Origin of the sequence: Labilibaculum antarcticum, assembly GCF_002356295.1 — a bacterium.
Lineage (GTDB): Bacteria > Bacteroidota > Bacteroidia > Bacteroidales > Marinifilaceae > Labilibaculum > Labilibaculum antarcticum.
In genome coordinates this window covers 5645654-5667861 of sequence record NZ_AP018042.1, presented here as the reverse complement: position 1 = coordinate 5667861, position 22208 = coordinate 5645654, and the positions used below count along the sequence as shown (strand labels likewise).

Annotated in this window: 15 protein-coding genes; 2 read left to right on the top strand and 13 right to left on the bottom strand. The window is 36.5% G+C overall.

Annotation, left to right across the window (positions count from 1 at the left end; translation table 11 throughout):
* Nucleotides 1-132 precede the first annotated feature (132 nt).
* From rlmF to ALGA_RS22485, 13 genes are all read right to left on the bottom strand, one after another.
* Nucleotides 133-1119 carry a 23S rRNA (adenine(1618)-N(6))-methyltransferase RlmF gene (rlmF, locus tag ALGA_RS22545; protein ID WP_096433230.1) on the bottom strand — a complete coding sequence of 329 codons (987 nt, stop codon included), beginning with the start codon at nucleotides 1117-1119 and terminating at the stop codon, nucleotides 133-135.
* 174 nt (nucleotides 1120-1293) lie between these two features.
* A complete protein-coding gene (locus tag ALGA_RS22540; protein WP_096433228.1) occupies nucleotides 1294-1995 on the bottom strand; it encodes a class I SAM-dependent methyltransferase in 702 nt (233 codons plus the stop codon).
* Nucleotides 1996-2214: 219 nt separating this feature from the next.
* Complete coding sequence (gene asnB / locus ALGA_RS22535; protein ID WP_096433226.1) at nucleotides 2215-3888, bottom strand: asparagine synthase B; 1674 nt, start codon at nucleotides 3886-3888, stop codon at nucleotides 2215-2217.
* Nucleotides 3889-4153: 265 nt separating this feature from the next.
* Entirely contained in the window at nucleotides 4154-5590 is a 1437-nt protein-coding gene (locus tag ALGA_RS22530; protein WP_162845520.1) for a TlpA family protein disulfide reductase, read from the bottom strand.
* Between the two features lie 202 nt (nucleotides 5591-5792).
* Entirely contained in the window at nucleotides 5793-7976 is a 2184-nt protein-coding gene (locus ALGA_RS22525) for a hybrid sensor histidine kinase/response regulator (protein ID WP_096433222.1), read from the bottom strand.
* A 171-nt stretch (nucleotides 7977-8147) separates the two neighbouring features.
* Nucleotides 8148-8882, bottom strand: coding sequence for a peroxiredoxin (locus ALGA_RS22520; RefSeq protein ID WP_096433220.1), 735 nt, complete (start codon nucleotides 8880-8882; stop codon nucleotides 8148-8150).
* Nucleotides 8883-9226: 344 nt separating this feature from the next.
* Nucleotides 9227-9610: a hypothetical protein gene (locus tag ALGA_RS22515; protein WP_096433218.1), complete on the bottom strand. Its 384-nt coding sequence runs from the start codon at nucleotides 9608-9610 to the stop codon at nucleotides 9227-9229.
* Nucleotides 9611-9752: 142 nt separating this feature from the next.
* Nucleotides 9753-10544: a DUF4382 domain-containing protein gene (locus ALGA_RS22510; protein WP_096433216.1), complete on the bottom strand. Its 792-nt coding sequence runs from the start codon at nucleotides 10542-10544 to the stop codon at nucleotides 9753-9755.
* Nucleotides 10545-10864: 320 nt separating this feature from the next.
* Nucleotides 10865-11200, bottom strand: a complete 336-nt coding sequence (locus tag ALGA_RS22505) for a heavy-metal-associated domain-containing protein (RefSeq protein WP_096433214.1) — start codon at nucleotides 11198-11200, stop codon at nucleotides 10865-10867.
* Nucleotides 11201-11277: 77 nt separating this feature from the next.
* Nucleotides 11278-13065, bottom strand: coding sequence for an efflux RND transporter periplasmic adaptor subunit (locus tag ALGA_RS22500; protein ID WP_096433212.1), 1788 nt, complete (start codon nucleotides 13063-13065; stop codon nucleotides 11278-11280).
* A gap of 145 nt (nucleotides 13066-13210) precedes the next feature.
* Nucleotides 13211-14446 (bottom strand): TolC family protein, encoded by a 1236-nt coding sequence (locus ALGA_RS22495; protein WP_162845519.1) that lies wholly within the window; start codon nucleotides 14444-14446, stop codon nucleotides 13211-13213.
* Nucleotides 14447-14616: 170 nt separating this feature from the next.
* Complete coding sequence (locus ALGA_RS22490; RefSeq protein ID WP_096433208.1) at nucleotides 14617-18378, bottom strand: efflux RND transporter permease subunit; 3762 nt, start codon at nucleotides 18376-18378, stop codon at nucleotides 14617-14619.
* Nucleotides 18379-18614: 236 nt separating this feature from the next.
* Nucleotides 18615-18989 carry an HYC_CC_PP family protein gene (locus tag ALGA_RS22485; RefSeq protein WP_096433206.1) on the bottom strand — a complete coding sequence of 125 codons (375 nt, stop codon included), beginning with the start codon at nucleotides 18987-18989 and terminating at the stop codon, nucleotides 18615-18617.
* Between the two features lie 616 nt (nucleotides 18990-19605).
* Here ALGA_RS22485 and ALGA_RS22480 point away from each other — a divergent pair.
* Nucleotides 19606-20082, top strand: a complete 477-nt coding sequence (locus ALGA_RS22480) for a hypothetical protein (protein WP_096433204.1) — start codon at nucleotides 19606-19608, stop codon at nucleotides 20080-20082.
* Between the two features lie 993 nt (nucleotides 20083-21075).
* On the top strand, nucleotides 21076-22197 hold the full coding sequence (locus ALGA_RS22475) for a DEAD/DEAH box helicase (RefSeq protein ID WP_096433202.1): 1122 nt from the start codon (nucleotides 21076-21078) through the stop codon (nucleotides 22195-22197).
* Nucleotides 22198-22208: the final 11 nt, after the last annotated feature.

Sequence of the window (22208 nt, the reverse complement as noted above, 5' to 3'; positions counted from 1 at the left end):
CTCTGATTCTAAGCAAGCCGTTCATGTCAGGGTATAACTAATTTTTTATCTAAATGAACTTATTTGATCTAAATATTGTGTGTAATAATTAGAATATCAAATGTTAATTTCATTTTTGATGCTGTTGATAGCTTATTTCTTTTTTTCAGGTTGATTATTCCACCTTACGTTTTTCCATCTCTGTTGTTCTTCTTTCGATAAGAAAGTCCAGGCAACAATTCTGCTTATTTTGTTCCCTTGTCCCATAGGTAGAGTTTCTATTTTTGTAGCATTTACTTCGGTAAGAGCTTGATAAACACTTTTAAGGTTCGATTCTTTCGAGATTAGTGTTGAAAACCAAAAACATGACTTTGCAAATTTCTTACTTTGATTAATCATGTTCCTAACAAAGCGTTCTTCTCCGCCATCACACCACAACTCGTTGCTTTGTCCTGCAAAATTAAGACTTGGCTTAGTCACTTTTTCGCTGGAAAGGTTTCTTGTTTTGCGCATTGATCCTTCCAGAGCATCTTTGGCAGAGGCATGAAAAGGAGGATTGCAAATCGATAAATCAACCAATTCATCCTTTGGAATAACACCGTAAAAATAATCTTTGGAATTCTCTTGAAGTACGCATTTTACATTCCCCTTTAGTGATGGATTGGAAGCTATAATCTTCTCTGCAGAAGCAATAGCAAGAGGATCAATATCCGAACCAATAAACGACCACCCATACTCGTTGTTCCCAATAATAGGATAAATGCAATTAGCTCCTACGCCAATATCTATACAAGTAAATTTATTGCCCATAGGAATTTTCCCATAGTTGTTTTGGCACAATAAATCTGCAATATGATGAATGTAATCTGCTCTTCCCGGGATAGGAGGGCACAAGTAATTTTCAGGAATATCCCAATGATCCAATCCATAAAAATGCATCAGTAATGATTTATTCAACATTTTTATCGCATCCGGATTGGCAAAATCAATCGATTCATCCTCGTACTTGTTCAGAATAACAAAAGGCGCTAATTCGGGACAAGTTTCTACTAGTTTTTTAAAATCGTATCGAGAACGATTTTTATTTCTAGGATGTAATTTTGATTTTTCTTTTGGGTGTTCTTTCTTCTTATTTAGCATGGAAATAGTTCTCTAATTTGAATCTGCTAAATTAGAACATTATTGGGAGAAAGCCTCGCTGGTTCAACTTTTACAGTAATAGTTTTGCACAATCGTTCTCCTGTCAGATCAAAAAAAATGGCATTAAGGCGATTAGAAAAAGATGAAGGCAAGGTTTATTTAATTTTTAGCTTGTTAGAGGATTTTCACAGCAACTTTCGAACCGAATTTTTTTGAACTATAACACAGGTACTCATATTTTATATTATTTTCTTGCACAAACTCTTGGAATGCTTTGTATTCATGATGTTCCCAAAATGGATAATTAAAATATTCATCGAACAAAATGATGGTGCCCTTTGTAATTTGATTATTCAGGGACTTAAAAATAGTCTTTGTTGAAGAGTATAAATCGCAGTCGATATGCAAAAAGGAAATCTTGTTAGTGTATTCGTTAACAAATTGAGGTAGAGTTTCATCGAACCATCCTTTGTGGATAATAACATTTTTTTCGAACACTGGCATGTTATTTAAAGCAAAATGTCCTTTTTTGTGACTTGTCAACCATGTTTCTGGCAATCCTTCAAAGGAATCAAAGGCATGTACCGTTTTTGAGGTTTTTTTGGCAATGTAGTTGGCGGATTTACCTTTCCATACACCAAATTCACAAATAAGTCCTTCTAAATTTATTTCGTTTAAGGCATAATCCAATGCATCGTAAGCCTTGTTAAATATGGGGACGTCAACCATATTTTTTTCAATGTATTCGCAGGAAGAATTCAGTGCCCGCATTCTAAGCTGAACCTCTATGTCAAATGCTAAATCATTGCGGTAATAGGAAGTCAAAAAACGTCTCAGGTTCGGTCTGATAGCAAATAAATTGATTAACTTTTTCATAGATTTGTTTCTAAATTATAGAACTCAATCCTTAAATGAAATTTTTGAGTTGAATAATAATGGTTTCAATGCAAATATAGAAGTTTTAGGGATACTTAAAACTTTATGTCTAGTCTTTTTGTATTCTGCAAAATAGAAGTGAAAATCTCGAATTACTAAGACGAGAAAAAAGACCATTCGCATCATGCGAATGGCCTTTTTCATTATCTGTTACGATATTTATTTATTTTTGTATGCGTCGTTATGAACCGCTTTAATGGCTCTTCCCGAAGGATCTGCATTGTTTTGGAATGAAGCATCCCAAGCAATTGCAACGGGAGAACTACAAGCAATAGATGGCACCGATGGTACACATGCTGCAGCTGTATCCGAAGGGTAATGTTCTGCAAATACTGTTCTGTAGTAATACTCTTCCTTCGACATAGGTGGATTAACTGGGAAACGGAATTTAGCGTTTGCCAATTGCTCATCAGAAATAGCCTTTTCGACAATTTCTTTTAAAGAGTCGATCCAATTGTAACCAACTCCATCGGAGAATTGTTCTTTTTGTCTCCAAGCTACACTTTCTGGTAAATAGTCTTCGAATGCTTTACGAAGTATCCATTTTTCCATTTTCCCATCAGTACACATTTTGTCGTCTGGGTTAATTCGCATGGCAATATCAAGGAATTCTTTATCCAAGAATGGTACACGACTTTCAACTCCCCACGAAGCCATCGATTTGTTCGAACGTAAACAATCGTATTGGTGTAGCTTATCTAATTTACGTAAACATTCGTTATGAAATTCCTTGGCATTTGGTGCTTTATGGAAGTAAAGATAGCCACCAAACATTTCGTCGGCACCTTCACCAGAAAGAACCATCTTAATTCCCATCGATTTAATAACTCGCGCTAGTAAATACATAGGAGTAGAAGCACGAACTGTGGTTACATCGTATGTTTCCAAGTGGTAAATTACATCCTTAATTGCATCTAAACCTTCCTGAACAGTAAAGGTTACTTCATGATGAACGGTGTCAATATGATCTGCTACTACACGAGAAGCTGCCAAATCAGGAGAACCCTCTAAACCAATAGCAAAAGAGTGTAGTTGAGGATACCAAGCATCTTTCTGATCGCCAGATTCAATGCGCTTCCCAGCATATTTTTTTGCGATAGCTGAAATTACAGATGAATCCAAACCACCGGAAAGTAATACTCCATAAGGTACATCAGACATCAATTGACGATGAACAGCATCTTCCAAACCTTTACGAAGAACAGCCATGTCTGTTTTGTTGTCTTTTACATTCTCGTAATCTTGCCAATCACGCTGGTACCATTCTTTAACAACTCCGTCTTTGCTGTATAAAAATTTTCCAGGAAGAAATTCTTCAATTTTATTGCAATAGCCTTCCAAAGCTTTTAGTTCAGAAGCTACATAGTAGTTACCATGTTTGTCCCATCCCTGATATAATGGAATAATTCCCATATGATCACGACCAATTAGGTAGCAGTCATTCTTTTTGTCGTATAAAGCAAATGCAAAAATACCATTTAGATCATCAATAAAATCGATACCTTTTTCTTGATATAAAGCAAGGATAACTTCACAATCAGATTTCGTTAAGAACTCATAGGACCCGTTCATCTGATTTCGAATGTCCATGTGATTATAGATTTCACCATTAACAGCCAAAGCCAGATTACCGTCTTTGCTGTAAAGTGGTTGTCCTCCCGATTGAGGATCTACAATCGATAGTCTCTCATGAGACAAAATCGCTTTTTCATCACAAAATATTCCAGACCAGTCTGGACCTCTGTGACGAATCTTTTTAGACATTTCTAAAATTTGAGGGCGCAGCTCTTGTGCGTCTACCTTCAAATCAAAAACTCCTACAAATCCACACATAAAAAAATGTTTAATAGTTATTTTATCAGCCCGTAAAATATGGTTAAGCCGTTTCAATTTGGTATTAGTCGTTGAAAATACGATTTTCAATTTAGTTTCTACTATGTTTTAAGCTCTATATCGTTTGCGTACAGGCATAAAAAATATTTTATCCGAATTTTTCGAAAAAAGGAGCTGTTTTTTAAATAGACTACTACTTATTGGGGGTGAAATAGGAAATTAATATAGTCATAACAAAACAGGGCACCTTAAAGTGTCCTGTTGCTTAATTTGTTTTGTTTTCAAATTCGTGATCAAGAAAGGTTTTAAGAGTGTCAATATCCAATCGTTTGGCAATAATTTTCTTATCCTTGTCAAGCAGATACATGGTTGGTGTGCTAAAAACATCGTAATAAATTCTGAAATTGGTCTGGTAGTGCGGATCGTAACAGTTGATAAAATCAAATAAATCTTTATCAGCAATAAATTTTTCCCAATCTTCTTTGTTATTTTGAGTACAAACAGCGAACACTTTAACACCTAATTGCTTGTACTTGTCTAAAATTTCGGTCTTTAATCGTGGAGTTGCAGTTTTACAATGACCGCAATCGGGCTCCCAAAAATACAAAATAGTAAAAGGGGCTTCTACTTCGTGCAAACTTACGAATTCGCCTTCGGGAGTTTCCATCTTTAAGTCCTGAGCTTTCATTCCAATTAAATTATATTGAAGTTTTATTACTCGTTCACGAATATTGGCAAGTAGGGTTGAATCGGCCCAATTTGCCTCTCCGCTCAAATAGAACTTTTTTGCCAAGGTAACGAAGGCAGCGTCCATTCCCATAATCTTACTTTTAACAGCGTAGTTAAGCGAGTATTGCACAAGATATTGGAAAAACTCTTGATTGGATCTTGATTTCTCGATTATCGTAGTTGCTTCTTTTACAATTGTATCGGGGCTTTGAATGAGGATTTTCTCATAAAAAAAATCCAATTTATTTTTAAGAATTGGAGTTCTTAAAAAACGATTATCTGCAAAATCTACATGATCGAAGTAATGATCTTTATTGTATAGGTATGATTTTTTCTTTATTTCTTGATCTCTGTCGGGAGTTGATTCTGGAATTTCTTTTGAAAAGTCCGGAATTTTTGGAGACAAGGTTAGTTGTGCAAATTTCGCAACAAAACTTCCATCAGGATAATCTTGATTCAGTTTTTGAATATAAGCACGTACGTCTATATCTGCTTGTTTATAAGCTTCCTGATATTTCTCTTTTTCTGCAGGATTGTCTTTACTTGCCTTGTATGCCTCCTGAATTATTTTTGATTTCTCGTTTTGAGATTTCATGAATTTTTGAAAACCATGAAAGGCTTCACTTTCTTTGGCGCCATTTATTTTGCTTGATTCAATAAAGCTTGCAGGATCTGTTGATATGGAAAACTCCTGATCTTTACCTATTAAGAGATCAAAATATTTTTGAGAAGGAAGATAAATGACATAAATTCCTTCATCCAATATTTTTTCTTTGGCAAATAAACCTTTCCCGTTTACCAATTGGGTTGTATCATCTGCAAATATGCGGCCATCAAAATAGTGTGCTAAATAAGCAGTGCTGTCAGTAGAGCCAATTAGGTTAATCTCAATATTATATTTTTGTGCTTTGCTTGTAAAAGAGGATAGCAGGCAAAAACCTACACACATAAGAGTAATAAATGTTTTCTTCATTTTTATTATAAAGTTGATAAGCATAATTTGAGTCGAAAATTACAAAACTTTTTTTAATATAAAATTGGCTTTGCAAGAAATCTCCGTAAATCTAATGATAATTCTAACTGTATTTGTTTTGTGATAAAGTACTTCAATATGGAGTAAACAAATATTGTTCCATACGATAGTATTTAGTTTTTTTAACGGAAGAGTAAATTTATTAGTTTTTATGGCAGGTAAGATATTTCCTGATTTTTTTTAATAGTAGTTGTGCGTTAATTGGTTTGGAAATATAGTCATTACATCCAATTGAGATACACTTTTCTCTTTCTTCGGCCATAGCGTATGCCGTTTGTGCAATAACAGGTATTGTTGGATGAGTTTCTCGAATTTTGTCGATTGCTTCAAAACCATTCATGATTGGCATGTTGATGTCAAGGAGTACTAGGTCAGGGGTTTGTGAATTGATAAGATTTAATAATTCTTTTCCATTTTCAGCATGTTTCAGTTTAACCCCAGTGGGTTGCAACAATTCTTCAAGTAAAAGAAAAGATGAAATGTCGTCTTCGGCTATATAAACAAGGCATCGCGAAAGGTTAATTTCATTTAAGGTTTGCTGAGAGGCATTCTCTTTAATAGTTGATTTATTCTCTTCGGATATCGGTATCGTGAAATGAAATGTACTTCCTTCATCAACTTTCGATTCAATCCAAATTTCTCCTCCCAGAAGATGAACAAGCCCTTTTGTTATACTTAGGCCAATACCTGTTCCTTCCTGTAAATTTTGATTCTCAATTTGTCTGAATCTTTCAAAAATTAATTGGAACATATCTGGTTGGATACCGAAACCAGTATCCTTCACATATAAATGGACCATCGAATCTACATCCGAAATGGAATAACCAATTTCGACAAAGCCATCTTTGGTGTATTTAAATGCATTGGAGACCAGATTGTAGAGAATTTGTCTGAATCGGGTAGGATCACAAGAAATGTTTATATTTTCAGTGTTCTCGGGGATGTTTAATTGAAGGGCAACATTGTTTTTTGCTTTTACTATCTTAACCATGCTTTGCGATTCCTTTATTTCATAAAGTAATTCATTGAGCGGGCACGATTTTTTGTTAATTTTTAGCTGGTTCGATTCAAGTTTTGAAATATCAATAATATCATCAATAATTTGCAGTAAATGCTCACTGCTTGTCTGAACTAATTTAAGGAATTTATGTCTTCTTTCAATAGAAAGATTTGGCTCACCTAATAAATCTGAGAAACCAATAATTGTATTCATAGGAGTCCTTATTTCATGACTCATATTTGCTAAAAAAGCAGACTTAAGCTGATCACTTTCAATTGCTTTTTCTTTAGATCTTTCTAGCTCTGTATTGGTTTTAAGAATCTCTCTGTTAATTGTTTTGTACTCTGCGTTTAATATTTCGTATTCTTTGTTTGTGCTTTCAAGTTCGTCATTTAATCGTATGAATTCATCGTTTTTTTGTTTTAAGGCGATATCGGATTTCTTACGAGCTGTTATGTCTGTTGTGGATACGTATGCGGTGTATTTATCACCATTTTTGGTGTAAAAGAGTTTTATAATTACATCAACAACTTCTCCTTCAAGTGTTCTTACCTTAGCCTCTTTTGCAAAATGTTTTTTGCCATTAATAATAGTCAATAGTTCTTCTTTAAAAACGACAAGTGATTCTGGTAGAAATGTTTTGTCTAAGTTGCCAATTAAATCTTCTTTAGATTTAGCTTTATATAAATTAATGGTTGCTTTATTAACATCAACAATAATTACTTGTTGAGTTAATTCAATCAATACTTCAGGATGATCATCAAGGTAACTTCGGAAATCAGTTATTCCTTTAGATTTTAGTGCCTCTATGCTTTTCATTAGGATTGTGAAATCTTCCTCCCAAAGAGATTCCGGTGAGTCTTCAAATAATGATTTGTACTTGTTGGTTGTTTCTTTTAATTCAGTGTTTAGCCTTGAAAAATCAGAGAATACTTCTTCAAGATTTGTTGTTTTAGTTTCAATTTGATCATGTAAGCTTTCTTGTTCGGTGATATCAATAAAGTATTGAATTACGTGAGTAATTTGTTGATTTTCATTAAATATGGGACTGGCGTGAACCCAGATGCTTTTAGTTTCACCTTTAATAGTAAGATTGCTAAGTTTCGTTTTTATGGATTTTTTTTCCTCGATAACTTTTGCAACAGAGCATTTGGATTGGCTCTTTATAAGGCAATTATCGGAATTGGAGAAAATTAAATTGCAACAATGTTGATTGCCTGCAAAATTAGGATCATTTGATTCAGTAACGATAAAACTATCAGCTTCAATTACGTAATAAAAATAGGGGAGGGATTTAATTATTTCGCGGTGTATATCATTCATCATCCAGTTTCCTTAAATATAATTATACTGAAGGTATTTAAAAAAAATATTTTATGGTAGTTTTTATGATGAAAAAAATATAATTTAATTGGAATTGATGGATGTCGATTTTTTAATAAAACGGTAAAAGCAATGGCTACAGAAGAAATTACCTTGTGTAGCCATTGTTTTTTATTAATGTGAAAGCTCTTCTTTTTTTAAAATAGCATTCAAAATTTCTTCCTTTTCTATCTTTTTGGTACAGAAGAACCAGTCGTAGCAGTGAACATCTTCATCGGTGTTCTCCATTCGGTCTTTAGCAACACCACACGATCCTGCAGGAGGAACAATAACTTCATCTCCCGGTTGCCAATCAGCTGGAGTCGCAACAGAAAACTTGTCTGCAGTTTGCAGAGCAATTACAACCCGATAGATCTCATCGAAATTTCGCCCCAAGCTTAGCGGATAGTAAATAATTGTACGAATAATTCCATGAGGGTCGATAAAGAATACTGCACGAACAGCTTTTGTATTGTCCTCACCCGGTTGAATCATTCCGTACTTATTGGCCACCTCCATGGTAATATCTTCAATTAAAGGAAATTTGACTTCGACATTTTTCATCCCCTTATATTCTATTTTCTCCTTAATGGTGCGTAACCAGGCAATATGACTATACAAACCATCGATAGATAAGCCAACCAATTCACAATTTGCTTCATTGAATTTGGATTCCAGACTTGCAAAAGTCATGAATTCGGAAGTGCACACAGGAGTAAAGTCGGCAGGGTGGCTAAAAAGGATGACCCAACTACCTTGGTAATCATTTGGGAAGTGAATGTTTCCTTGGGTAGTAACTGCTCTAAATTCTGGAGCTTTGTCACCAATCCGTGGCATTGAGGCCAATGTTATTTCTTTTAGTTCTTCCATGATTTAAGGGTTTAAATGTGAAAGTTTTTTTGATGTTGACATGAATAATGAATAAGTAATACCATGCAATACAGGTCCTTAAGTTATTTCAATTAATCATTTGTGCTCAATCGATTAAAATAATAGTTTTCCTACTTGCAATCAGATATTAATAAATTCAAATAATTATGGGAGTAATCCAATATTTTCGATTCCTTAGGATGGAACTTCAGGGGTTGGAATAAATTTTCATTCATCCTCAAGCGTAAATTAAAGTTAACGCATTGAATTGCCGAAGTCAAGTTAAATGACTGATGGAGAGGTAATTTTAAATCAGTTTTAATAAGTTTAGTAAGGAGGTGCTTTTATTCTTTTGTAATTAGAACAGGGTCTATTTCAAGCCACTCGCAGGCTTCTTCATGAGAATGAAAAACCTTCGCATTTTGAATTCGTACTTGAATTTCGAACAGCATAGCCATTGACGTGTCGTATGATTCACTTACAATAATGGCACATTTGTTTGCTATCAGACTGTACTTTTGGTATTCTTCAATATAGTCATCCAAATCTTTGATGTTTAAGATAACTTTAGCTTGAGTAAAATCGGCAATAACATTGTAGGTTTCGTCAAATAATGAATTTTCACGAGTGCTTAAGGTATTGTTGATTAGATCATTCCATTTGAAGTAACCGTAGTAGTATTCATTAATCAGTTTTAAGTCTGGTGATATTTTGTATTTGAATTTCATTCCTATTTCCTTTTAATAAATATAGTTAGATCAATTTACTTAAATAAAAATAAAGAGGGAGCATTACTAGAATAGATTTTTAAAAACAAAAAAAAGTTGCCCTTAAAAGAGCAACTTTCGCTTGTAGTAGTAGTGTTTCTTATTAATTAGCTAAAATTTCAATTGTTCCAGCATCAGTAACAGCACCATTGTTTACCTCAATACCTTCAATTTCTTTTTCGGTATATCCATCAATAGGCATTAAATCAAGTTTGTATATGCCTGATTGTAATCCTTTAATCATGAAATCGCCGTTTGCTTCTGCAATGGTCGAGGTGGTATCCAAACCGATTATTGCATGAATAGTTGGAAGTGCTTCAGCAGGATTTATTGATCCTGAAATCACACCGCTTGTAGCTTCATTAAAAGTTCTTATTACTGGCTTCAATTTGTATTTGCCATTCCCAGTTTCAACAATAGAACGGGCTGCATCAAAATCAATCCATAATTCGTACTCAATTCCAGCTATGAAATCATCATGAATCTGAAATTTCAAACCAGATGTTTGCGCCGATGGAGTATCTAAAACGTATGGAACACCATCAATTACCACGGAGTTATTTTCACCAAGAATCAATCGCATTTGCGACACGGTACCACTAGGCATATCCTGATCTACCAAAAGTGTATCTAAACCGTTATTAAACTCCAATAAGTCATAAATACCAGCATTTAATAAATCCATTTCTTGCCATCCACTTTCTTTTGTATCATCATTCGAAGAGTGAAATTGAATGGCCTGAATATCAATATTCACTTTATCATACTGTGCGGGAGCATCTGTTAATCTAATTTTCACAGGAGTTGTAAGGTTTACATTGTCATCGGAGCATTGAATAAAAATCAATGACAAAATTACAAGAGTGATTGCACTTAGTGATTTTAAAATCTTCATTGTGTGTTTAGTTTTAATTAAATTTGATTGATTGACTAGAAAACGTCAAAAAATAAATTTTGGTTTATTTGAATGTCTTGTGAAAGCCAATAAACGTGCCAGATATCACTCTAACTGAAGTAAGAGGTAAGGTATCAGTGAGATGATGAAAACTAAAATGGATATAATATTTTAAAGATTGACAGAATATGGGGAAGTGTTCTACAAGTTTTCCCATATTCCTCAATTAAATAGGAAAAGTAGGGGTGCTCCTTTGTTTTCGATTTTAGTTGTAAGTAATTGTATGTAGTTAACCAATCGAAAGGAAACACCCCATTTTGTTATTTTCTGTATTTGCAACAAGAATTAAGTCCACTGTAAACTTTATCGTCTGCTTTAACTGTATCGGTATCGTAACCTGATTTTGCGATGGCTTTATGTACTGCATCCAGATTTGTTTTTTCAGTATCAAAGCTTACAATCATTTCTTTGCTTTCTTTATTCCAATCTGCACTAACAACACCTTCAACAGCATTAGCCGCAGTTTCGATTGTTTTCTCGCACATTCCACAATTCCCGGATACTTTAAAACTTGCTTTCTTCACCTCTGCATTTGCTGTGAACGATATGGTAATCATAGAAAAGATTACCGCTGTGAATAGAATTCCTTTTTTCATTTTATTTCGTTTTAAATTTATAATTATATTATTGATTTAAACTGATAGCATTACTTTTCAGTCTAATATTATTATTACTAATGTTGATGCTGGTGTTGTTGAGGATTTGATTTTGGCTCTTCATGAATTATCGTATCGGTCACTTCCCCGCAATGCAACATCATATCCCCAAAGTAAGGATTCATTATTTTCTCTTCGGAGCTTAACCAAAAGGCCCCCGAATCGCTGTCGGCCATGGGACAGAATTGTATAAACACTTTGTTTTTTCCTGCTCCCAGAGATTTTAGGGTCCCAATAAGTGCTTCACTGAATGGTTTAAAAGCCTTGCGCTGAATTTTAATATCATCACTATTCATTATCTCGACCAGATGATCGTGTAGAACAGGATATTTCTCTTTCCAGAATTCAACAGCTTTTCCTTTTAGTGCGGCATCATTAGGCATCATCTTCATCAAATTGCTCATCACCATTTTTGCTGCTATTTTGCCTTCCTTTGCCTTGGTTTCAACCAGAATGTCTTTCAACGCAAAATAAGAGGAGAGCAGCTGTTCCAGTTTCATACTAAAGTCCATTGAAGCATATCCTTGTAGGTTTGGCACACCTTTCTTGCTTTCCGGACGATTCATCATGCTGTATTTGTTGTTGAGTTGAGCTGCCGCATCAACCGTAAAAGTTCCTTTGCTAACCACTTCTTCGTTTTCTTCCAAACCATCGGTAACAATGTAAAAATCACCTAAAGATTCACCGAGTACAATTTCACGCATTTCAAATCCTCCGTCAACCTTTACATAGCTTACTGATCGTTTTCCTGTCCACATAATGGCCGATTTAGGAACTAGAAGCGCATTATTCATTTGGTTTATTTCAGCATGGATAATCCCTGAAGCAAACATTTCCGGCTTTACTAACAGGTCCTGATTATTTAATTCTGTCCGGATAGAAAGTGTACGTTTTTTTGCGTCAATAACAGGATCGATATTGCTGACTTTAGAGTTGAACGTTTTGCCAGGAATCGCAGAAATTGTGAATTCGATCTCAGCTCCTTTTTTAATGAAGGCCAGATCTTTTTCGTAGGCATCAAAAACGACCCAAACGTGACTCAAATCGGCAATCTCGAAGAGAATACTTCCAGCTTTTGCATAGTTTCCTTCTGCCACATTTCTTTTAATTACGTAACCGGAAGCGTCTGCTTTTATTTCGAAATATTGAAGTACTTCACCGCTTTCTTTAATGCTATTAATTTGATCGGCGCTAAGTTTCCAAAATTTCAGTTTTTGCTCTGCAGCTTTCACCAACTCAGGATAGGAATCTTTTGTTTTTAAGGATTGCAATAATTCCTGTTGTGCGCTTACCAATTTCGGGGCGTAAACTCTTGCGAGAGTTTGTCCTTCTCTTACTTTCTCACCTTCAAAATTGACCATTAGTTTTTCAATTCGACCATCGAAATGAATGGCTTGCGAGCTGATTTTTCGCTCATCAACCTGCACTTTTCCATTTAGAAGGATTTCCTTTACAGCCTTTCCTTTTTCAATTTTTGTGGTTTGCACATTTGCCAATTTCATGGCTGTTTCGTTCATCTCAATTATTGCCGGCGATGAATTACTGCTTGAATTGTCTAAGGGAATTAGATCCATGCCACAAATGGGGCAATCGCCTTCACTTGGTTGCTGAATCTGCGGATGCATGGAGCATGTCCATATTGTTGGTGCCACAGCTGCATTTTCTGAAGCATGTTGATGACCTTCGTGCTCATTTGTCGATTCTGATTTTCCACCAAAAATGATCCAACCTAGAAATAATCCCACGACTAAAATGATGAGCTTTTGTTTCCAGTTTTCACTTATATATTTGATTGTATTTTTCATTTTACATTAATTTTAGACGCTGATAACAATGATTCTATATGATTTATTTACAGCTCCAATAAATTAAGAAAAGACTGACCGTAAGTCTAAAGCTGTAATAAAAGTCCCCTTTAGGGGATTTAGGGGTGACAAAATTCATGTGTCCCTACATTCCTAAATATTGGAATTTTGCGATGCTTTTCTGAATCATTACTTGTGCCTCAATTTGTTTCTGCTCGTAGATCCAAATTTTCTGCTGCATGTTCAGAACCTCTTCGTATTTACCAGAAGATGTTTCGTAATTGCTCGTGAGAATTTCGAATGATTGTCGGGCTTTTGCCAATAAATTCTCATATACTTTTATTTCTCGGGTCCCCGTGGCGTACTCTTCTGTTGCCTTTTGTTTTTCCAGCTCAAGCCTGTTCAGTTCTTCAATTTTTAATTGTTCGAACTGCACCTGTTTTAGCTGATTGACTTTAACGGCAGATTTGTATTTCTTTCGAAACAGAGGAATGCTCATCGTGATCATGGGCATCAGTGCGTCGTTTCCATTATTGGCAACATCCATATCTGTTCTTTCAGCAATAATTGCATAATCGAGACCGATACCAAACTTGGGCATTCCGTTTAGTTTCGCCACTTTCTCTCCAAAAGAACTGGCCTCCTTCATGGTTTCCCAAGAATCAATTCTTGTGTGATTGTCGAAAGAGAAATCAGTATCAAAAGAAATTGCTTGTGCCAGAAAAGAATCATCTGTTGGTAAATCAACGGCAGTTATTAAATTACGGTTTAACAATTTATTGAATGTACTTTGAAGGGTCTGCTTTTTATCCTGAAATAGACCAAGCTTAGAAATCAACTCTTCTTTCAGCATTTGAACGTATAAGACATTCACCATGCTCGATTGATTGTTTTCAAATTGGCTAAGACTTTGTTTTTCCAATAGAGACAGCACTTCGACACGTTTTTGAGTGAAAAAGATTTTGCGATCCATTAGAATCAAATCCAAATAGGAGAGTCTTACATTCATTTCCAATTTGCTTTTTGCATCAAGGTAATTCAGATATTGAGCATGAGCCTGCAAACTTGCTTGTTGTTCTTTGGCACCAAGAGTTCCAAACCATGGAAACATCTGCGAAAGCGAAAGTTTTGCTTTTTGGGCTCCAATGCGTGTTTCTATTGGCTGTATAAAGACTCCTGCCGAGAAACTCGGATCAGGCAATGCTTTTGCCTGTGGAACTATCTCCAATGCTTGCTGATATTTTAGATCCATAACCTTCAGTTCCGGATTGTTTGCAATGGCAAAATTGATATAATCCTGCAATTCTTTTGTGATTGTTTGAGATCTGACAGTTTCTGAAAAAACTAGTAATGCTGTTATTAATAGTATTGAGTATCTCATTTTTTGGAAAATATGTGATCTAATGCATCCTGTTTTAAATTCCCCTCTTGAGAGGGGAGTAAGGGGGGTATTTTGTTGTGTTTTAAACATCCCCCTAATCCCCCTTGAAAGGGGGGATTTGATTTGCATCTTAGTTCCCAATAGTAATGTGAGTATGCTTATTGAAGTTCTCATGACAGTCCTCCTACTTTTTTAAGTTGATATTCTTTGTACGTGGCATATAAAACAGGTACAACAAATAAGGTGATTAATTCGATTGTCATTCCTCCAAATGCTGGAATTGCCATTGGAATCATTACATCAGATCCTCTTCCCGTAGAGGTTAAAATTGGCAATAAGGCCAGAAGAGTAGTCGCAGTAGTCATTAAGCAAGGACGAATTCGTTTCGAACCTGCTTCAACCACTGCTTTTCTGATTTCAGCTTTTGTTTTTGGCTGGTTCTTTTCGAAAACTTGTTCTAGATAGCTGGCCATAATTACTCCATCATCAGAGGCAATTCCAAACAGGGCAATAAACCCGACCCAGACCGCAACACTTAAATAAATGGGATGAACCTGAAACAATTCCTGTAGATTGATATCGAAGACAGAAAAGTTAAGAAACCATCCTTGTCCATACATCCAAATCATGATGAATCCACCTGCAAAGGAGACTGCAATACCACTAAATACCATTAGCGTGGGAGCAATTCCTTTGAACTGGAAATACAAAATCAGAAAGATGATGATGAGCACCACAGGAATCACAATGCCCAGTCTTTTTTCTGCACGGATTTGATTTTCGTAGTTCCCCGTGAATTTAAAGCTCACTCCTGCGGGAACTTTCAGTTCATTGCTTTCAATTTTTCCTGCAATGTATTCCTGTGCAGCTTCTACAATATCAACTTCCGAAAAGCCGTCTAATTTGTCGAATATCACATAGCCAACCTGAAAGGTATTTTCACTTTTGATAACTTGTGGTCCCTGAACATAGGCTATTTCTGCAAGCTCTTCCAAGGGCACGGAATTTCCCATGGCTGTTGGAATCAGAATTTTTTGCAAAAGTTCCGGATCCGATCTCAATTCCCGTGGGTAACGAACCCGAATGGGGTAACGCTCTCTTCCTTCAACCGAACTGCTTAGCGCCATTCCACCAACGGCAACAGATAGGTGTTTTTGCACATCTTCTACCTGAATACCATAACGGGCAATTGCTTTACGGTCGATGCGAATTTCCAGATATGGTTTCCCAACCATTCGTTCGGCAAATACAGAAGGCTTGTTTACTCCGGGAACCTCTTTAATAAGCTTTTCGAGCTGAAGACCAAAGCCCTCAATTTGTTTTAGGTTATTACCTGATATCTTAATTCCAATAGGAGCTCGCATACCTGTTTGCAACATGATTAATCGGGTTTCGATGGGTTGCAGTTTAGGTGCCGAGGTAACGCCTGGGATTTTGGTCGCGTTTACAATTTCGGTCCAAATGTCATCGGGCGATTTAATATGATCCCGCCATTGTCGGTAATATTCACCAGAATCATCAGGAATCAACTCTCCTTTTTCATCGCGAATAAAATTGTCATCCTCGTCTACAGCAAAACGAATTCGCTTGCCATACTGGTTGGTTTTGTATTCGCTTTTGTAGTTGATCACATTCTCGTACATGGAAATAGGAGCGGGGTCAAGCGAAGATTCTACACGACCGAGTTTGCCTACTACCATTTCAATTTCAGGAATGTTGGCAACAGCCATATCTAATTTTCGAAGCACACGTTTATTTTCTTCAATACCAGCATGTGGCATGGAGGTTGGCATCAATAGAAATGATCCTTCGTCCAGCGATGGCATAAATTCTTTTCCAATGCCGGGATAATTGTGATTCATACTTTTCCAAGCAGAAGTGCCCGAAATCTCAATTCCAATTTTATCCATTCCCCGGGCAACAAAGCCAAAAGTATTTCCAAATCCTAACCAAATAATAATGCCCCACAATACTATAAATGTGGGAATGGATAGGAAGATGAGCTTATGCTGCAGCGCCCAATTCAACATGCGCTGATAGAATCGCATGAAAAGTAAAAAAATGGATAATAAAATAGCGATACTAAGAATTACAAACACGAAGTTTGCAAACAAGGAGTTCGCCGCACCCAAAGGCAGCCATTCTCTGGCAAGCAGAAAGGAAACGGCTAATGCGATAACTAGCAGATTTGCCAAAGACAATTTCTTTTCATACTTAGAATAGATTTGTGCCAATAAGTTGATGACACCTAATAAAATCAGAGTAATTCCAATCCAAGCCGAGTAGGCAAAAATGGCATAGCATCCGATAAGAATGAGTACACTATTTAAAGCCAATTTGAAATTTCTCTTTTTGATCCGGATGGAAAACAACAAATGGGCCATGGCTGGTAGAATAACAATTGCGACAAACAGGGCAGACAAAAGCACAAAGGTTTTGGTGAAAGCCAGTGGTCGAAATAGTTTTCCTTCGGCTGCTTCCATGGCAAAAACGGGAATAAAACTCACAATAGTTGTCAATACAGCTGTAATTACTGCAGGAGCAACCTCAGTCGTTGCTTCGTAAATCACCTCGCGAATATTCCGTCCCGATTTATTTTCATCCAAATGCCTGATCATGTTTTCGGAGAGCACAATGCCAACATCCACAATGGTTCCAATGGCAATGGCAATCCCCGAAAGGGCTACAATATTTGCATCCACATGAAAATAACGCATGGCGATAAAAGTCATGAGTACAGCGATTGGAATTAATGAAGAAATAAGAATACTTGCCCGAAGGTTCATTACCATGATGATGATCACGATAATGGTGATGATGATTTCGAGCGTTAGGGCACTTTCCAGTGTTCCTAATGTTTCATATATCAGTTGTGTTCTATCGTAAAACGGAACAATAGTTAGTTTTGAAATGGTTCCATCGGCTAATTCCTTTTCGGGAAGACCGACTGAAAGATCTGCAATTTTCTCTTTTACACTATTGATAACTTCCAGGGGATTGGCACCATATCGGGCAACCACAACACCACCTACAACTTCGGCTCCCATTTTGTCAAGTACACCTCGTCGGTCAGAAGGGCCATAATGCACATTGGCTACATCGCGAACACGAACAGGAGTGTTGTCGTTCACACTTACAACTGCCTCTTCCAGATCTGAGAGGTTTTTCACATAGCCAATGCCACGCACAAAGTATTCTGCCTGATTGATTTCAATGGTACGGGCACCAATATCCATATTGGACTTTTTAACCGCATTCATGATTTGCATCAGATTAACTCCGTGTGCCTGCATGGCTGCAGGATTAACATCTACCTGATATTCCTTTACGTAACCACCGATAGATGCCACTTCGGATACACCGCTGGCAGCCGCCAATGCATATTTTACCTGAAAATCCTGAATGCTTCGGAGTTCTTGCAAATCCCAGCCACCGGTAACTTCACCTTCCGGTGATCTTCCTTCCAGTGTGTACCAAAATATTTGTCCGAGTGCCGTTGCGTCGGGGCCAAGAGTTGGCTGCACATCATCGGGCAATATGTTTTGTGGTAAGGAGCTTAACTTTTCCAGAATTCTGGATCGACTCCAATAGAATTCGATATCTTCATTAAAAATGATGTAGATACTCGAAAATCCAAACATGGAAGAACTGCGGATGGTTTTCACACCCGGAATCCCCAAAAGGGATGTGGTCAGCGGATAAGTAATCTGATCCTCGATATCCTGAGGCGACCGGCCAGGCCACTTGGTAAATACAATTTGCTGATTTTCTCCAATATCAGGAATGGCATCAACAGACACGGGATCTTTGGGCAAAAAACTAACATCCCAAGGAAAGGGTGATGTGATAACACCCCAGGCTATGAACACAACCAGCAATATTGTTGTGACCAATTTATTCTCTAAAAAGAATTTGATAATCTTGTTTAACATGATTCTTTGAATTATAGTAAGAGTCAAGAAAATTTTACCACAAAGGATGCACGAAGTACAACACAATGGGACACAAAGGACAGAAGTTACAAAGAATCGATCACTATTTAATATGCGATAAGCTGGCGCAAGACCATGATATAGAGTTTAGATACAAATACTGTATTAAAAACCTTAGTGCGCCTTAGTGAAAGACCTTTGTGTGGCCTTTGTGGTTAATTAACCTATTCAAAAAATCATAAACGGAAAACCTGATTGAGAATACACAAATCAGGCAATGGATGTGGGGAAGTATCCCACGCAATAAAATTGTTTGTAAAGCTTACTGGAACTTCGAAATTTATCAAAAAAGGAAGAATCGAAAACAACAAATCCAACTGAGCGGCATCTTGCAACTCAAATACAGAATCAATATAATCGGCCTTTACCTGTACAAATTCAGAAGTCTCCTTGCAACAACCGCAAGGCGTTTCGCAACAGCTTTCTGCTTCAACAAAAAATGCAGTAGAGAAGAGCTCTCCACCAGAATAATGCTTATTAATACTCACTCCTGCCGTTGAGATCAGCAGAAGAAGTATCATGATAATATGTTCAAATTTCTTAATTCGCATACATTGGTTGCATTATTTAAAATCAAAACTACACAATTATACTTAAAAGTAGCTAAAAAGGTTTGGGTGTTAACAAAGCTTTAACAGGGGCAGGTCTCAGTTATCAGTGAGCAGTAACCAGTGAGCAGTAACCAGTGAGTAGTTAGAAGTTGGTTGTTGGTAGTCATCCCGAGGGATCTGTTTCTTAGACGTATTCCATTCAGTTTGTTCAGAATAATACTTCCTGATTTTGCCCCAGCTAAAGCAGGGGACAAGATTAAGGGCATCTGCCTTTTATTTAGAATGAAAACCTTCTTTGTGCCTTTCGTGCCTTTCTTCGTGTTCTTTGTGGTTGAGTATTTTCTTATTAAATTTTTCTTCGACCCAGCTAAAGCAGAGGACAAGTGATTATTGTTTATTTCTTATGTTTTGCCTCTGGTTTTAGCAATGGAATTTTGAAAGCACATATTTATTTTGTCAAGAATTTCCTGCAAATGGATTGTAATCGTTTGTGTGTTAAATAAGTTTAAAAGAGAAGGATTTTTGATCTATTTCGTTCGAAGTAAAGTGATTATTCAGTAAGCTTGTTGGCTCCCAGTTAAAGATTAAATCTATTATTAACTACTTAATTTATTTTATGAAGAATTTACAACAGCTTGTTCAGTGGACAAGAATAGGATTGGTTTCAGCATTTTTACTTGTTGTTATTGTGGAACTTGCACTTGGGGGTCTCGCTATTAGTGGTGAGTATTCAATTTTAAGTATTCCTAAAAGTTTGAATATATCGATGTGGAAAAATGTGTTGGGACTTTCCTTGATTATTGTGGAGATTGTTATTTCGGAGATGATGTATAAAAAGAAACTGGAATATGTTGCTTTGTTTGAGAGTTTGGAAGATAAACTCAAATATTTCAAAAAAGCATTTTCTTTTAAAATGTTATTTGGAGCTTTAATAGGGATCGTTTCTTTACTAGCTTATTCACTGACTGAAAATATGATTTGGTTTCTACCATGGATCATGGTATTGTACACCTTGAGTAAGTCCTTTCCGTTTAAGTGGACATTGGTGCATGCAATGCAAATAGAAAATGAAGAAGACCGGGAATTATTTTAAGGTACATTTTTTTAAATATCACCTCTCCTCAAGGAGCTACTCTTTATTCACATCTTGTTGGTTGAAAAAAATCAGGAGTAACAAGATGTATAAAAAGATAATTTTTAAAATTAACACCCTTTCGCCTGTCGGCACTTCCCCTCAAGAAGGGAAGATATCGCTTGTGACGGTTTCTCCCATTTTAAGGGGAGATGTCCGAAGGACAGAGGGGTGCTTATGTTTAAAATCAAACTCTTGCCTGGGAAAGTGAATACTTGTGTATAAAGAGTAGCTCTAGGAGAAGGGGTTGGGGTATGAGGCGTTTTTTCAATAGTAACTGAGTTGCAACAAAAATCTCTTTGTGCCTTTCGTGCCATCCTTCGTGTTCTTTGTGGTTCAGTCTTTTCTTATTAAATTTTTCTTTTTTTGTTTGCCCCAGCTAAAGCAGGGGACAAAAGAACATTCGTTCATTTATACAATTTTTCATGTTTTGCCTCTGGCTTTAGGCAGAGGATTTTGATTGTCATTCCGAGGAAGCGAGGGATCTGTTTCTTAGAAGGGATTTCTCACATTGTTCAGGATTACAGTTCTTGTTTTTTGCGATTGCCCCAGCTAAAGTAGGGGACACATCAGGGCATTTGCTTTTTTTTTAGAATGAAAACCTTCTTTGTGCCTTTCGTGCCATCCTTCGTGTTCTTTGTGGTTCAGTTATTTTCTTATTGAATCTTTCTTTTTTTGTTTGCCTCAGCTAAAGCAGGGGACAAAAGAACATTCGTTCATCCACACAATCTTCATGTATTGCCTCTGGCTTTAGGCAGAGGATTTAGATTATCATTCAGAGATCTTTCTTTTTTTGTTTGCCTCAGCTAAAGCAGGGCACAAATTATTATCCATTCATCCGCACAATCATTCATGCATTGCCTCTTGCTTTAGTCAGAGCTTCAGTATTTTTAATCATCATACTTAATTCTAAATTGATTAAACTATCTTTGCGAACTATTAAAATTATTTGTTGTGGAAAACTTTAAAGAATTAGGCGTAGATAAAGATATCATTAAGGGATTGAACGATCTTAATATTATCAAGCCTACTCAAATACAAGCAGAAGTAATATCGGTACTTCTTCAGGCTAACACCGATTTAATTGGTCAGGCTCAAACAGGAACTGGTAAAACAGCAGCTTTCGGAATACCCTTGTTGCACAGAATAAACACCAAGGCAGACAAGGTTCAAGGCTTAATTCTTTGTCCAACCCGCGAGCTGGGTCAGCAAATTGCCAAGCAATTGTTCAAATTCACCAAGTATACCGATCAAATTTTTACCGAATCGGTTTATGGGGGAGAGAAAATTGAGAAACAAATTAGTGCATTGCGCCGTCCAACTCATATTATCGTTGCGACTCCAGGTCGATTGATCGATTTGGTAAAAAGAAAAGCGGTTGATTTGAGCCACGTGAAGACTGTAATTTTGGATGAGGCCGATGAAATGATGAGCATGGGTTTTAAAACACAGTTGGATGAGATTTTAACTCACCTAACGAGTGTAGAAAACCGTTGGTTGTTTTCGGCTACCATGCCTAAAGAAATCATGCAGATAGTAAAAAGACACTTTTCGCCAAGAGCACACAAAATTGAGGTGAGTGGCAAAAATGTGGTAAATAAAAATATTCAGCACCAGTTCTTGATCTGCGAAGACAATGAAAAATTGAACATTCTGGTTCAGTTTTTAAAATCGGAGCAAGATAACAGGGGTGTGGTGTTTTGTAAAACCAAAGCATCGGCGCAAGTATTGGCCAAGCAGCTAATTGCAAAAAATATTAAGACTGATGCTATTCATGGCGATTTAAAACAAATAGAACGCGATAAAGTAATGCGTGCTTTTAAAAACGAAAGCCTTCGGATTTTGGTGGCTACTGATGTTGCAGCCCGAGGAATCGATATTGTAGATCTTGCTTTTGTGGTGCATTATGAATTGCCCGATAAAGAGGAGTATTACACTCACCGTAGCGGTCGAACTGCCCGTGCGGGTAAACAAGGTGTCTCCTTGTCTTTGGTAAATAGCAAGGAGCTTAAAAACCTTCGTTACTTCCAAAAGACCTTAAACATTGCCTTTAATCAAATCAGACCGAGAAAATAAATACAGAGTCA